Source organism: Alkalibacterium sp. f15 (assembly GCF_049389645.1).
In the GTDB taxonomy this organism is placed as follows: domain Bacteria; phylum Bacillota; class Bacilli; order Lactobacillales; family Carnobacteriaceae_A; genus Alkalibacterium.
In genome coordinates this window covers 1097440-1110993 of record NZ_CP186540.1, presented here as the reverse complement: position 1 = coordinate 1110993, position 13554 = coordinate 1097440, and the positions used below count along the sequence as shown (strand labels likewise).

General features: G+C 38.8%; 16 protein-coding genes. 12 read left to right on the top strand and 4 right to left on the bottom strand.

Going from position 1 to position 13554, the window contains the following annotated elements:
• Positions 1-142 precede the first annotated feature (142 nt).
• A complete protein-coding gene (locus ACO1PF_RS05455; RefSeq protein WP_423190313.1) occupies positions 143-955 on the top strand; it encodes a helix-turn-helix domain-containing protein in 813 nt (270 codons plus the stop codon).
• A gap of 201 nt (positions 956-1156) precedes the next feature.
• On the opposite strand, the gene ACO1PF_RS05450 is transcribed toward ACO1PF_RS05455, so the two are convergent.
• Positions 1157-1558 carry a YtxH domain-containing protein gene (locus tag ACO1PF_RS05450; protein ID WP_423190312.1) on the bottom strand — a complete coding sequence of 134 codons (402 nt, stop codon included), beginning with the start codon at positions 1556-1558 and terminating at the stop codon, positions 1157-1159.
• Positions 1559-1855: 297 nt separating this feature from the next.
• On the opposite strand from ACO1PF_RS05450, the gene ACO1PF_RS05445 reads away from it, so the two are divergent.
• The 9 genes from ACO1PF_RS05445 (at position 1856) to phnD (ending at position 8685) form a co-directional block, all read left to right on the top strand.
• A complete protein-coding gene (locus ACO1PF_RS05445; RefSeq protein ID WP_423190311.1) occupies positions 1856-2494 on the top strand; it encodes a phosphoribosyltransferase in 639 nt (212 codons plus the stop codon).
• A gap of 285 nt (positions 2495-2779) precedes the next feature.
• Entirely contained in the window at positions 2780-3700 is a 921-nt protein-coding gene (locus ACO1PF_RS05440) for an NADP-dependent oxidoreductase (protein ID WP_423190310.1), read from the top strand.
• A 367-nt stretch (positions 3701-4067) separates the two neighbouring features.
• Positions 4068-5237, top strand: a complete 1170-nt coding sequence (locus tag ACO1PF_RS05435) for a hydroxymethylglutaryl-CoA synthase (RefSeq protein WP_423190309.1) — start codon at positions 4068-4070, stop codon at positions 5235-5237.
• Between the two features lie 334 nt (positions 5238-5571).
• A complete protein-coding gene (gene rpmF / locus ACO1PF_RS05430) occupies positions 5572-5712 on the top strand; it encodes a 50S ribosomal protein L32 (protein WP_423190508.1) in 141 nt (46 codons plus the stop codon).
• Positions 5713-5803: 91 nt separating this feature from the next.
• Positions 5804-6073 (top strand): 30S ribosomal protein S14, encoded by a 270-nt coding sequence (gene rpsN / locus ACO1PF_RS05425; RefSeq protein WP_423190308.1) that lies wholly within the window; start codon positions 5804-5806, stop codon positions 6071-6073.
• A gap of 44 nt (positions 6074-6117) precedes the next feature.
• Complete coding sequence (locus ACO1PF_RS05420; protein WP_423190307.1) at positions 6118-7185, top strand: CobW family GTP-binding protein; 1068 nt, start codon at positions 6118-6120, stop codon at positions 7183-7185.
• A gap of 121 nt (positions 7186-7306) precedes the next feature.
• A complete protein-coding gene (locus ACO1PF_RS05415; RefSeq protein ID WP_423190306.1) occupies positions 7307-7429 on the top strand; it encodes a putative metal homeostasis protein in 123 nt (40 codons plus the stop codon).
• Between the two features lies 1 nt (position 7430).
• Entirely contained in the window at positions 7431-7580 is a 150-nt protein-coding gene (gene rpmG, locus ACO1PF_RS05410) for a 50S ribosomal protein L33 (RefSeq protein WP_423190305.1), read from the top strand.
• A gap of 202 nt (positions 7581-7782) precedes the next feature.
• Positions 7783-8685: a phosphate/phosphite/phosphonate ABC transporter substrate-binding protein gene (phnD, locus tag ACO1PF_RS05405; protein ID WP_423190304.1), complete on the top strand. Its 903-nt coding sequence runs from the start codon at positions 7783-7785 to the stop codon at positions 8683-8685.
• Between the two features lie 69 nt (positions 8686-8754).
• Here phnD and ACO1PF_RS05400 read toward each other — a convergent pair whose 3' ends face one another.
• Entirely contained in the window at positions 8755-9438 is a 684-nt protein-coding gene (locus ACO1PF_RS05400) for a DUF554 domain-containing protein (protein ID WP_423190303.1), read from the bottom strand.
• A gap of 774 nt (positions 9439-10212) precedes the next feature.
• The gene (gene mscL, locus ACO1PF_RS05395) at positions 10213-10626 is read right to left on the bottom strand and encodes a large-conductance mechanosensitive channel protein MscL (protein WP_423190302.1); all 414 of its coding nucleotides are present in this window, start codon (positions 10624-10626) and stop codon (positions 10213-10215) included.
• 192 nt (positions 10627-10818) lie between these two features.
• On the opposite strand from mscL, the gene ACO1PF_RS05390 reads away from it, so the two are divergent.
• Positions 10819-11319, top strand: a complete 501-nt coding sequence (locus ACO1PF_RS05390) for a cysteine hydrolase family protein (RefSeq protein ID WP_423190301.1) — start codon at positions 10819-10821, stop codon at positions 11317-11319.
• A gap of 169 nt (positions 11320-11488) precedes the next feature.
• Here ACO1PF_RS05390 and ACO1PF_RS05385 read toward each other — a convergent pair whose 3' ends face one another.
• A complete protein-coding gene (locus ACO1PF_RS05385; RefSeq protein WP_423190300.1) occupies positions 11489-11920 on the bottom strand; it encodes a VOC family protein in 432 nt (143 codons plus the stop codon).
• Between the two features lie 288 nt (positions 11921-12208).
• Here ACO1PF_RS05385 and ACO1PF_RS05380 point away from each other — a divergent pair, with 288 nt between their 5' ends.
• On the top strand, positions 12209-13504 hold the full coding sequence (locus ACO1PF_RS05380; RefSeq protein WP_423190299.1) for an MATE family efflux transporter: 1296 nt from the start codon (positions 12209-12211) through the stop codon (positions 13502-13504).
• Positions 13505-13554: the final 50 nt, after the last annotated feature.

The following is a 13554-nucleotide window of genomic DNA, read 5'->3' as shown; positions in this document are numbered from 1 at the left end:
ATTAGTCATGAAAGTTGTAGAAATAAGCTTCCTACTTATGTATAATGATTTAATATAACTGATATTATAATGGTAATATAATGAGAGGGCTTTGCGAATGAAAATTGGGGAGAAAATAAAGAACAGAAGAAGAGAAATAAAAATGACTCAATCTGACCTTGCAGAAGGTATTTGTACGCAAGCGATGATTAGTCGAATTGAGAAGAGAAAAGTGAGACCTAGTAGAGAATTAATGGAAAAATTAGCTGAAAGACTAGAAGTTTCACTGCATTATTTTTACGGGGAAGATTCAATCGAGAGTCGGTATTCTAAGACCACTCAATTAAGCAAGTTAGTGCGACAACATTTGGAGCGAAGAGAATACGATTCCGTATCTTATCTAATTGATTCAAACGAAGAGCTTATCCAGCAAGCTATTGGAGAAGACAGATTGTTCTTTGAATGGGTTAAAGGTTTGTTGTTTGATTATCGTGACGGGGACAATGATAAAGCATTAAACTACTTGATTCGTCTGGAAAAAGAAATGAAAAATGGAGAATTACGTGTTGAAATAATTGATAGTATCGGTAATCAGTACTTAAAAAAAGAAGAATATGACCTAGCAGAACAGTATTATCATAAAGGCTTTGATATGTTTTCTGAATGGATGAATCATGAGAAAAAAGCCAAGCTGATGTTGAATTATTCTATTTGTCTTGCGCGACAAGATAAATATGGTGAATGCCTAAGTATAGTTTTTCAGGGGCTGGATTTGGTTGTAGAACAGAAGACATTGTTTCTCTTAGGAGATTTTTTATACTATAAAGGATATTGTCTGGAAAAATTAGAACAAAAAGAAGATGCTTTAATTGCTTATAAACAAGCTTGGACTATTTTTGATATCCAGCAGAATGAAAAATTCACGGTATCGATGCAATTAACTATTGACCGATTAGGAAAAGAATTGATCCAGTAGAAACAGCTTAGTGTAAATCGACTAAAAAAAATACATTCACCAGTGGTACGTCGTTTCGACGAATTAGTGGGAATGTATTTTTTGTTTGCCAAGATAAATAATCTTTTCCATTTGGTAGTCTCTTCTTTCGGTTCTGAAGTTCAATATCTCTAATTCGAAAAAAAGACCTCCCGAATTTATTCTTCGAGAGGTCAAAATCAATTATACTTTATCGTTTAAGTTAGAGTCATCTTTGTTTTCGCGGATTTCGTCAGAAGCATCGTCCACTTCGACTGCAATATCCACATAAGCATCTTCAGTTGTTTCTTTTACTTCTTCTTTCAACGTGCGTGCTTCATCTTTGATTTCTTCTGAAGCATGATGCAACTGTTCGCGTAAATCTTTAGCTGTTTTGCTTATTGTCAGCTTGATGTTTTCTGTAGCTGTTCCAGCTGTTTGTGACATTTCTTCGGATTTTACTTTGGCTTTATCTGCGTAATCACCTGCTGATTTTTTTGAATCGTCCATTCTTTTACGTAAATCTTCACGTGTTTCTTCACCGCTCTTAGGCGCGAATAACAAACCTAAAGCAGCCCCAATTAAAGCGCCTTTTATAAATGACATTTTACTTCCTCCTTGGCAATTAAGTGTTAATGCTTACTGTTTACATTATAGAGCAAACAGTTGGCTTTTCAAATCAGAATCACTCGAAACCTATAAACTATTAATAATTTAAATTTTATACTATACAGAATGACGGTTCAGTAAGAAGTGGTTTTCTTTGAAAATGATGCTTTAAAAAGCGACCAAATCATTCTAATATTAGGAATTTTTTATTCATGATATACTGTGTACAAACTTTAAGGGGAAAAACGGATGGTAAAAAATGCGAGTTAGTTACTTCTTACAGGGGGGATAACAATGAGGTTTTATGATCGTATAGATGCAGGAAAGCAGCTAGCTGCAGCTCTTCAATTGAAGGATGCTGATAATTCGGTTGTTCTAGCTTTGCCACGAGGAGGCATCCCTCTAGGCATAGAAATAGCTGAGCAACATCACCTACCCTTTGATATGATTATGTCGAAAAAAATTGGTCATCCTTATCATTCGGAGTATGCTATTGGCGCAGTTTCGGAAAAAGGAGAGGCCCTATTAAATAGACTGGTAACCGACCATCTGGATCCGGAATGGATAAACAAGGAAATCAGTCGTCTGCGTAAGGCGATGGAAAGTCGCCGGAAAAAATATTCACAAGTGCTTTCTCAACAACCGATCAAGGATAAAACAGTTATTTTAGTGGATGATGGGATCGCGACGGGATTAACGATGAAAGCGGCGATTGAGGCTGTTAAGGAACAAGGAGCCAAGGAAATCATTGTAGCAGTGCCGGTAATACCCCAAGATACGTATCATGAGTTGCTGAGCTTAGTCGATCAGGTCGTGGCAATAGATGTTCCAGAAGTATTTCTGGGAGCTGTCGGAGCCTACTACACTCATTTCCCACAAGTAGAAGACAAAGAAGTGATCGGAAGGTTAAAATCATTTTTACGGATGGATTAAATAGAAGTCATCTGTCGATTAGATTGGACCAAAGTATCCAAATAATAGTTTATCCAATATCTCGATTTTTCATAAGTTGAATCTTAAAATGAGTTTAACTTGTTTTGAAATTCAGCTTATTTTATTTAACAAAAAGAGTTTATTATTCCCGCTTTCTAAATATCATAAAATAAGTCGACTGATAGCATAAGTTTTTATGGATAATGTTTTATCCGAATCGGAAAGCAGTACAAGCTCGTCGTGATAAGATTATGGAGAAATGTATGCTGAAGGAGTGTGCCAAAAATGAAAGCTATAATTATAGAAGCGTTTGGTGGAGTGGAACAATTAAAGTTAAAAGAAACGGATAAGCCTGCATTGAAACCAGATCGCCTGCTCGTTGAAGTATACGCCACGAGTGTCAATCCAGTCGATATAAAACGGCGAAAAGGCTCATTTGGCGGCAGTTTACCAATGATTGTCGGTAACGATGTTGCCGGAAGAGTGATCGAAGTAGGTAGAGACATCAAAGGGTTTGAAGTAGGGGATAGAGTGATGGCTAACGGCTCCAAAACGTATGCAGAAGTTGTTTCCGTACGTCCTGACAGGACCGTTAAACTAGACGATAGGATTTCATTTGAAGAGGCTGCAGCCGTTCCGTTGACCGGACAAACGGCATATGAAGCAATCGTTTCACGAGGACAAGTGAAGAACGGACAAAGAGTGCTGATTCATGCCGGTTCAGGTGGCGTCGGGTCGCTAGCTGTTCAAATAGCTAAAATTCAAGGAGCCTGGGTTGCTTCCACGGCCAGCGGCAGTAATCAAGAGCTGCTTAAATCGCTTGGTGTCGATCGACCAGTTGATTATGAAAAGGAAGCGTTTGAAGAGGTTTTGGAAGATATCGACTTGGTCTTTAATACTATAGGGGGGAAGGTCTTGGAAAAAAGTTTGTCTCTTATTAAAAATAAAGGCAGACTATTGTCCATTGCCGGAGACCCGAGTGAATTAGTTGATACAAAGATTCACGATGCACAATTTTTCTCGATGAAACCGACAAAAAAAGCGCTCGAACAACTTCACGAATGGCTCATGAAAGGAAAATTGAAACCTGTTATTTCAAAGGTTTATCCTTTTTCAGAAGAAGGACTGAGAGAAGCTCATACGTTGAGTGAGACGGGCCACGTAAAAGGGAAAATAATTATCAAAGTAAAAGAAGAGAGCGACTAACTGACTGAATCTTTGAATGGAGCGTGAAAAGATGATTTTTGTGGGCCTTTTTTTAAGCGCCTTATTATTGTTTTTATCGTATAAATTCCAGATAAGATTACTGCTGTTGGGTAGTAAAGTTGTTGCACAGGGGTTCAAGGTGTTGGGAAAAGAAGAAGATGACTATGTAACTTGTCCGAACTGCTCAAAGAAAGTGAAGAGGACGTCCGAACCCTATTGCAGCAAGTGTGATCTATATTTTTAAATAAAAGAGAGAATGATTCAGTTTAATTGATACAAAGTTCGAATTCTTTAATAAATTTTAAAGAAGTTTGTCTATACTGTAGTAGAGATAAATAGTGAGAACGATGATTGGGAGGATAAGCGATTGAATATCGGGATAGACAAAATAGGTTTTTACGCACCTGATCAATATATAGATATGGAAAAATTAGCTGAACTTAGAGGTGTCGATCCAGCAAAATATACGATAGGTATTGGACAAGAAAAAATGGCGGTCGCGCCTCTTCATGAAGATGCTGTAAGTATGGGGGCGAATGCGGCGTTAGCCATATTAGATGATGAAGACAGAGCAAAAATCGATTTGGTTTTATTTGGAACAGAGTCTGGTGTCGACCATTCGAAATCTGGAGCAGTATGGGTCCACCATTTAGCAGGCATACAAAAAAATGCCCGTTCCTTCGAGCTTAAACAAGCGTGTTACGGTGCGACGGCTGGATTGCAAATGGCTATGGGTCATATTGCTTTGAATCCGGACAGTAAAGCATTAGTAATAGGTGCGGATATTGCTAAATATGGTTTAAATACAGCCGGAGAACCGACGCAAGGTGCAGGAGCTGTGGCGATGGTTCTTTCAAGTAATCCACGCATATTAACCTTAGATAACGATAGTGCAGCTTTAACTAAAAACATTTCGGATTTCTGGCGACCTCTGTATTCAGATTATGCAATTGTCGATGGCAAATATTCGAATGAATCCTATCTTTCTTTTCTCAAAGATGTTTGGGGCGTATATAAAGAAAGAACGCAGCGCGATTTAAAAGACTTTGAAGCGGTGTGTTTCCACTTGCCGTATACGAAGATGGCTAAAAAAGCGCTTCTAACTTTGACAGCAGAAGCCAGCAAAGAAGATGCAGAACGTCTGATGAGTCATTATCAGAACAGTATCATCTACAATAAACAGTTAGGGAACGTCTATACGGGTTCGCTCTATCTCAGTCTGTTGTCCTTGCTTGAACAAGCACCGGAATTAAAACAAGAATCACGCATCGGTCTGTACAGTTATGGCTCAGGCGCAGTCGGAGAATTCTTCAGTGGCGTCGTTCAACCTGATTATAAAAACTATGTAAACAAAGGAAAAAATGAAGCACTATTAAATACACGTCGTGAATTGACTATGGATGAGTATGAAGAATTATTAGAAAAGGCCTTACCCAAAGACGGCTCAAATATTGAAATGAATACCGAACAGATAGTTGAAGGAAAAGCATATTTAGCAGCGATTCAAGATAACCTGAGAAAATACGCAGTCAAGTAACAATGAACAAGTTGAATCTGGGCAATGTGAGTCGGTTAAACGAGTGACCGAAACATCTTTTTTAGTGAAATTGGTTTATGTACGTAAGAGAATCTACTTAAAATTTAAAAAAGTATCAGCCAAATGCTGATACTTTTTTGTGTTTCTTGAATAAACTGAAAAAAGAGGCGGAGAGCTGCAAAAAAATGCTTAGGGGTCAGAGAATTTGTCGAACGAAGAATTGGGTGATTTCAAGTAAATAAAAATTTATGATTTGTCACTTGAATTTATAAAATATATGTAGTAAGATTACAAAACGTAATCATTACGATTTGGAACGTGATACGAATGAGCAATTATAACAGCGGTACCTAAAAGAAGAACGTCGAAAGCAACGAAGAGAAAAAGACGCACTCACAAAGGATTGAACACTCCGGGAGGACTTTCACTTGATGCCTCTTCGGGTGAATACCGTATGCGTCACATATCACAATAGGTGGTTATTACAATGGGAAAAAAGTGCTGGATAAATAATAATTGACAGGGAATTTGTTACTGTTTTTCAAAAAATAGAAGGAGTGTGGCTTTTGGCTAAGAAGAGTAAAATCGAAAAATCGAAACGTCAGGAAAGAACTGTAGAAAAATATGCTGAATTACGTAGTGAATTAAAAGAACAAGAGGATTATGAAGCATTGGCAAAATTGCCGAGAGATGCATCACCTACGCGTTTACAAAATCGCGACAAAATTGATGGCAGACCTAGAGGCTATATGCGTAAGTTTGGTATGTCCCGTATAAACTTCCGTAAATTGGCACATGAGGGTAAAATTCCTGGTGTAAAAAAAGCGAGCTGGTAAATCTGATCGGCAATAGAGCATAATCAGGAAAAGGAGTCGTTATAATGAGTCAGAAAATACCCGTAACAATCATTACAGGCTTTTTAGGAGCCGGAAAAACAACCTTGATCAACGAGCTCCTGCATCAACCTTATGATGAAAAGGTTGCAGTCATTGTGAATGAATACGGTGACGTAGGAGTCGATCACAATCTCGTTGTGAATGTAGAAGAAGAAGTTTATCAAATGAATAACGGCTGCCTGTGCTGTACTTTACGTACGGATTTATCGGATATGCTGCGCACGATATATAATATAAGAGAAAAGCAATCGGTATCGATCGATCGAATCGTCATTGAAACCACCGGTTTAGCAGCCCCAGGGCCAATCGCTCAGACATTTATGCGCACGCCTTTCTTGCAAGCTCACTTTGAAATCGATTCTGTGTTAACTTTAGTGGATGCTTCAAACGCATTGTATCAAATGGCTCATTATGAAGAGTCGATCGATCAGATTGCCTTTGCCGATAAATTATTATTAACAAAAGGAGAACAGGTAAACAGTCAAATGCTCCACTTATTGAAGCAAAAACTGCGTTCAATAAATCCTTTTGCAGATATCGATAGATTGAATCTGGAAGAAATAGCAGTAAACGATGTGTTGGGATTAAAGCTGTTTGAGGAACAGAGAACAGAAAAAGATGACAGCCTGGAATTAGAAGAAGACGGAGGCGGTCATGAACACCAACATGATGAGCACCATCATCACGACCACGACGCACATGACCATCAACCCAACCATACAGAAGGCATCGTGACGTTGTCTTTAAAAGCTAAGGAGCCGATTCATCCTACGCTGATCGACATGTGGATGGATGAATTGATCATGACTTATGGAATGGACCTTTTAAGGTATAAAGGCATAATACATCTTTATGGTGATGCCAATCAGATCATCTATCAAGGAGTAAACATGGCCTTTAAAGCTGAGCGTGGAGAGCCTTGGGGAGAGAGAGAACGGGAATCAGTACTCGTCTTTATAGGAAAAGACTTACCATTGGAAGAAATGAAGAAGTCTTTCGAGAGATGTGTCTTGACCAAAGATATGATGGAAGAACTCGGTATGGATTCGTAGCCTGACTTAAACCTTATATAAATAAAATAGGTTGTACAACTGAACCTTGGAACCTAGATGTGACATGGAAAAGCGATCGAAGTGAACAAGGATACTGACTACATTGGGGGAGTGAATGAATATGGCTGAAAAAACAGATGTGTCTACGGCTCGGCGTATAATGAAGAGTCCAAATAAAAAAACAGCACGACGAGGCCTTAGAGTTATCAAACAACTAAAAAAATTGAAACGAGGAGTAAGATAAGATGAGAAAAAATGTCACATTGGAATGCGTAGAAACTGGTGAACGTCTCTATTTAACAAGTAAAAATACACGCAATGATCCTGAGCGATTAGAACTGAAAAAATATTCTCAAAAATTAAGACGAAAAGCCTTGTTTAGAGAAACCAAATAACAGGAAAAAGATACTTATGGAACCAATCAGTTTACAAGGTAGAATGTGTTTATTCTATCTTGTAAACTTTTTTCTGTTACAGATAAAGTAGTGAGTTTTTGAACTGGAATTGATTTTTTGGAAAAGTATTGACGGTTTTCACGAACTAGTGCAAAATAAGGAAATCACGCATAGATTAAAAGAGATGAAGAGGTTGTGGAATATGAAAAAAATAAATGGAATGATTATTGCCCTGCTTGCGACGTTTTTCTTAGTGGCATGCAATACTGATGATGCTGAAATGGATGAAACGAGTAAAGGCGACATTGATGAACTCGTTTTAGGTTTCTTTCCTTCCGCAGATGTGGAAAACATGGCTGAAACGGCAAAACCTTTTGAAGATTACTTATCCGAAGAATTAGGCATTCCAGTTACGAGTCAAGTGCTGACTGACTATACGGGCTTAATTGAAGCCATGCGCAACCAGCATGTCGATATGGCCTTTTTACCTCCTTTTGCTTTCGTGCAAGCTGAGGAACGTGCGAAGGCTGAAGTATTACTGAACGCGGTTCGAGATGGATCAGATACCTATGCTGCCCAATATAATGTTCCGGCAGACTCGGACATTCAGAACATCGAAGATTTAGTTGAAACAGAAGGCCTGGTCTGGGCGTTTACAGACTACTCCTCGACATCCGGCTTTCTCTTTCCAGCGCAGCAAATGATGGATATGGGTGTCGAAGATTTAGATGATCACTTCATGATGGTCGAGGTGGGTGCTCACGATAGAGCCATACTTGCTTTGCTGGATGGCCAGGCAGATTTTGCCACCACATTTGACGATGCACGCGTTCGACTTGAAGAAGAAATTCCGGATATCAATGAACAAATTAGAGTAATTGGGATGACCGATAAAATACCCAACGCAACAGTATCAGTTAGAAGTGAGCTTCCAGAAGAAGTTAAAGAAGATATCCAAGCAGCGTTTCTAGCCATTAATGATAATGAGGAAATGTTAGAAGTTTTGGAAGATGTCTATAATTGGGAAGGCTTTTCACCGGCCGAATCAGAAGATTACGATATCGTTCGAGATGTATACCGTGAATTTAAAGATTCGATAGAATAAAAAAACTGTTAGTTTAAGCATGCTGACCAAAGTGATTTGGACAAAGCAGAACTTTAACTAACAGTTTTTTTAATAAAACATGAAAAATAGAAGCGGGATAAAAATAGCGGGGACAAAATTCATTACTTTTATTTTGGTTGCTTCCAGCAGATTAAAGCCTAAAGCTAAAATAAGAAGTGATCCGATAGCATTGATGTCGTTTATCATGGGATCAGTTAAAACAGAATCTAGTCCACTGGCAAATAATGTGATCGCGCCTTGATAGATAAAAACCAAAAATCCCGAGAAGAAAACGCCGATACCCATACTTGAAGCAAGAATAAGACTGGTAAGTCCGTCCATCACTGACTTCGTTAGTAAAATCGTGTGAGTGCCGACGAGACCACTTTCTAAAGGTCCGACAATCGACATGGCTCCCACGGCCATGATCAAGCTACTCATCACAAACCCTTTTGATAAGGAGGCCGAACCGTTTTTAGCGGGAAAACGACTTTCGAGTATATTGCCCATGTGGATTATTTTTTTATCTAAATTAATGATCTCACCAATCGTCACACCGATGACCATAGAGAGAATAATATAAATCGTATTTTCTCCAGTAGAAAGACCTGTGACACCGATGTAGATGGCACAGAGCGCGAGTGCTTTCATCAAAGCATTTTCTATATGTACAGGAATACCTTTATTAACAAATAATCCGATAATACTCCCCACAAAAATAGCCACTGTATTTATAATAACTCCAAAAAACATAACCGTGCTCCTTTAGTTGCAAAAGTAGTATGCGTCTCTCTATTATAATTGGGATACTGTGCTTATACAAATAAAAATACAAGCAATTTTATGAGAAATATACCATTAAGAGTAGAAGAAACTGACTTCAAGTCAGTTTCAACACCTTAAAAGATCTAAAACGGATAACGAACCTTGTTGATGAATCAATTGTATGCCCTTCATAAGAGGAAATACGAGGTGAAAGGCACACAATCGGTCAAAGCGTGCCCTTCGGAAGAGTAAGTATTGTGTGAAGGGAACGGAATCGGTCAAAGCGTGCCCTTCGCAGGAGGAAGTACGAGGTGAAGGGCACACAATCGGTCAAAGCGTGCCCTTCGCAAGAGGAAGTACGAGGTGAAGGGCACACAATCGGTCAAAGCGTGCCCTTCGTAGGAGGAAATACGAGGTGAAGGGCACACAATCGGTCAAAGCGTGCCCTTCGCAGGAGGAAGTCCGGGGTGAAGGGAACGGAATCGGTCAAAGCGTGCCCTTCGCAGGAGGAATTACGGGGTGAAGGGAACGGAATCGGTCAAAGCGTGCCCTCCGCAAGAGGAAGTCCGAGGTGAAGGGCACGGAATCGGTCAAAGCGTGCCCTTCGCAAGAGGAAGTGCGAGGTGAAGGGAACGCTTTTTTTCTGATTGCTCTTTTTCAATGTAAAAACCTATCACTCCATAAATGATTGGAGTGATAGGTTTCATATCAAGAGTGACTCGAATTTGATTTATTTCTAAAAGAATAATCAGATGTCATTAACTATTCTGACGTTATACTTGAATCTTTTGTTGTGTCATTTGACTGTTTTGCTAATAGATCACGAATTTCTTCCAAGTAAAATTCTACAGTAGGTGCTGCAACTTCTGTCTCTGGTACTGCTTCTTTTTTTCGTACTAATTTATTGATAAACTTGATTATCATAAACAAGACGAGTGCAATAATCAAAAAATCGATAACAGCTTGTAAAAATAAGCCATATGTTAAAGTTGCGTCGCCGATTTGAACGGCTAAGTCTTCAACTTTTGCATTTCCTGATACAGCCACGATAATAGGTGTAATGATATTCTCAACAAACGAATTGACAATGGCAGTGAATGCAGCCCCCATCGCAATACCAACGGCTAACTCCATTACATTGCCGCGCATGATAAACGTTTTAAATTCTTTAAACATATGTATTATTCTCCTTAGTTTTTTTGTATTTATATAGTTTAACTGAATTTTATGTTTAGATAAAGACGCAGAATGATGATTTACTTTAATCCCGGAGTTATCAGTTGTTCACCATCGAGTTACAGTGTACAATTTGAGTGTGAATATCACCTTGTATAGGAACAAACTGAATAGATAAAGGAGGACGTAGTTATGGCAACTGCTGATGTACTCATTATCATTGATATGCAAAATGGCGTTTGTCACTACAAGGACCAGTCGATAGGCAACTTGGATTATTTGATTGAAAGAATTAATGAAAGGATCACCGACTATGCTTCGGAAGAAAAACCGATCATATTTATTCAGCATACGGATGACTATTTAGAAAAAGGAACGCAAAAATGGGAAATCATTCCCGAATTGAATAAAAGTCATTCAGAATACTTTATTGAAAAAAGTCATCCCAACTCATTCTATCAAACCGATTTGAAAGAAGTTTTGGAAAAGCTGGATGCACAGAAAATCGAAATATGCGGAGTGGAAACACAGTACTGTGTGGATTCGACCGTGAAATTTGCGCATGGTTTGGGCTATAATGTTCAGATGCAAAAGGAAATTCATTCTGCCTGGGACAATGCCTGGATGACCGGGGATCAAACCGTGCGTTTCTATGAGGAAATATGGCATGATTCCTTTGTTACCTTCATTTGAGAGGACTCTATTGCAGTCCCCGATTTATATCTTATCATCATCAGAGACTGGTCAGTTCAGCAATCCTTCTAAATATCGTGAAATTGAACAGATCAAATAGAAAGAGTTATCGTTGGTTACATCAACGATAACTCTTTTTTCTATAGTATTAAAGGGACGTGTTCTTGCATCAATTCATCTCAGGAAAATCTGTCACGATCTGCCACTCGATTCCAAATTTGTCTTTGACTTGGGCATAAGCAGGACTGAAACTCGTTTCACTCAAAGGAATGATGATATCACCGTTGCTTGATAATTTTTCGAAGAGTATTTCTGCATCGGAAACCTTTTTCACATCAAGCATAAGCGTAATCACTGAACCGGGAGTATACGGTTGACCTGGAAAGATATCTGCAAGCAACAGTTCTGATGATCCAAGAGTTAAATGTGCGTGAATAACCTTGTCTTCATAACCTTCCGGGATATTTTCTTCAAACTCTTGCGGCCAGTCCTTATAAAGTTCCATACTTTCAACTTTTGCTTCAAAAACATCTGAATAGAATGAAATTGCTTCTTTCGCATTTCCATCTAACATCAAATAAGACGTTAAATTTACATCCATTAAAATCACCCTTTCTTTTATTATGTATAAATATTTTTTTAATAGCATCTTTATATATGTGGATAGAAAATTTATTATCAAGCCTTTGACATATTATAAAAACTATATCATGTTAGATCGAAAATTACTTTAACAACGTTTCAGGTTTAATATAAAATAGTGATTAAAAAATCTCCCAAAAAGTCTTAACTTTTCACAGAAGGTTGACTTAAAGGAAAGGACTGAGTAAGCTAGTCTAAGGTTCATTTTAAAAAGAGAGTAGAGAATAAAATGCAGCGAAGTGTGAAATTGTTTTTTAAATACGTCAGTTTGAACATGCTGGGAATGCTAGGCATTTCTTTCTATATTTTAGCGGATACCTTTTTTATAGCCCAAGCTTTAGGCCCAACTGGGATCGCGGCTTTAAACCTCAGTATTCCGGCTTTTGGCATCATTCACGGATTTGGTTTGATGATGGGTATAGGTGGCGCAACTCGGTATAAAATCTTGCTGTCTCAAGATAAACGTGAGCAGGCGCAAAAAGTTTACTCCCAAACCATTCTATTCGCCTTGGCATTTGGGGTGCTATTCTTGGCTGTGGGTCAATTCGGTTCAGAAGCGATTGCCCGATTTTCCGGGGCAGATGCACAAACGTTTGATGCCACGAGCGTTTACCTACGAACGATTTTATCGTTCGCACCCTTTTTTGTGCTGAACAATACCTTGCTTTCTTTCGTAAGAAACGACGGAGATCCTTCTCTAGCTATGTTCGGGATGGTCATAGGAAGCGTATTGAATGTCGTCTTGGATTATATCTTTATCTTTCCTCTGCAAATGGGCATGTTTGGTGCAGCATTAGCGACGAGTATTTCGCCCCTTATCAGTCTGAGTATCTTGGCGATTCATTACTTTAAACCAAAAAATAATTTGGCCTTTACCTTTCAGAAAATAGAAAAGTTTTTGATTCAGGATGTCACTTATTTAGGTGCGTCGGCATTTGTAAACGAGATTTCCGGTTCGGTCGTCATGTTTACGTTCAATACCATCATCTTTTCATTGGAAGGTAATGATGGATTAGCGGCGTATGGCATCATAGCCAACATCTCTTTTGTTGTGTTGTCACTGTTCGCAGGTCTTGCTCAAGGGACGCAGCCGTTACTAAGTGAAAGCTATGGACTGAAAAATCTCAAGCAGATGAAGCAGGTATTGGCCTTGTCTTTAGGGACGTCACTTATATTGAGTACGGTTGTATATGGCGGAACTTACCTGTTGAGCGATCAGATTATTCTTGCCTTCAACAGCGAACAAAATGCACATATAGCCGAGATGGCAACTACTGGTTTATTGGTTTACTTTGTCGGCTTCTTTTTTGCCGGACTCAATACAGTTTTGACCAGTTACTTCGGCGCTACCAATCAACCGAATCGGGCCCTCTTTTTCTCTATGCTTAGAGGCGGGTTCATTATTGTCCCGCTCGTATTAGTATTAAGTCGAATTTATGGCATGACGGGCGTCTGGTTATCTTTTGTTTTTGCAGAAGCGCTTGTCTTAGGGCTCGTCACTTGGAAAGTTAATCCGAATAAACGAGTGAAGAAGATTAAGTAGCAGGATCAAGTTCAACTCGGTCCTTTTTCATGTTTTTTAAATGAGAAACA

Excerpts from the sequence above, each read along its gene's own strand:
- ACO1PF_RS05455 (WP_423190313.1), top strand. The coding sequence starts at position 143 with ATGACTCAATCTGACCTTGCAGAAGGTATTTGTACGCAAGCGATGATT.
- ACO1PF_RS05450 (WP_423190312.1), bottom strand. The coding sequence starts at position 1,558 with ATGTCATTTATAAAAGGCGCTTTAATTGGGGCTGCTTTAGGTTTGTTA.
- ACO1PF_RS05445 (WP_423190311.1), top strand. The coding sequence starts at position 1,856 with ATGAGGTTTTATGATCGTATAGATGCAGGAAAGCAGCTAGCTGCAGCT.
- ACO1PF_RS05440 (WP_423190310.1), top strand. The coding sequence starts at position 2,780 with ATGAAAGCTATAATTATAGAAGCGTTTGGTGGAGTGGAACAATTAAAG.
- ACO1PF_RS05420 (WP_423190307.1), top strand. The coding sequence starts at position 6,118 with ATGAGTCAGAAAATACCCGTAACAATCATTACAGGCTTTTTAGGAGCC.
- ACO1PF_RS05415 (WP_423190306.1), top strand. The coding sequence starts at position 7,307 with ATGGCTGAAAAAACAGATGTGTCTACGGCTCGGCGTATAATGAAGAGT.
- rpmG (WP_423190305.1), top strand. The coding sequence starts at position 7,431 with ATGAGAAAAAATGTCACATTGGAATGCGTAGAAACTGGTGAACGTCTC.
- phnD (WP_423190304.1), top strand. The coding sequence starts at position 7,783 with ATGAAAAAAATAAATGGAATGATTATTGCCCTGCTTGCGACGTTTTTC.
- ACO1PF_RS05400 (WP_423190303.1), bottom strand. The coding sequence starts at position 9,438 with ATGTTTTTTGGAGTTATTATAAATACAGTGGCTATTTTTGTGGGGAGT.
- mscL (WP_423190302.1), bottom strand. The coding sequence starts at position 10,626 with ATGTTTAAAGAATTTAAAACGTTTATCATGCGCGGCAATGTAATGGAG.
- ACO1PF_RS05390 (WP_423190301.1), top strand. The coding sequence starts at position 10,819 with ATGGCAACTGCTGATGTACTCATTATCATTGATATGCAAAATGGCGTT.
- ACO1PF_RS05385 (WP_423190300.1), bottom strand. The coding sequence starts at position 11,920 with ATGGATGTAAATTTAACGTCTTATTTGATGTTAGATGGAAATGCGAAA.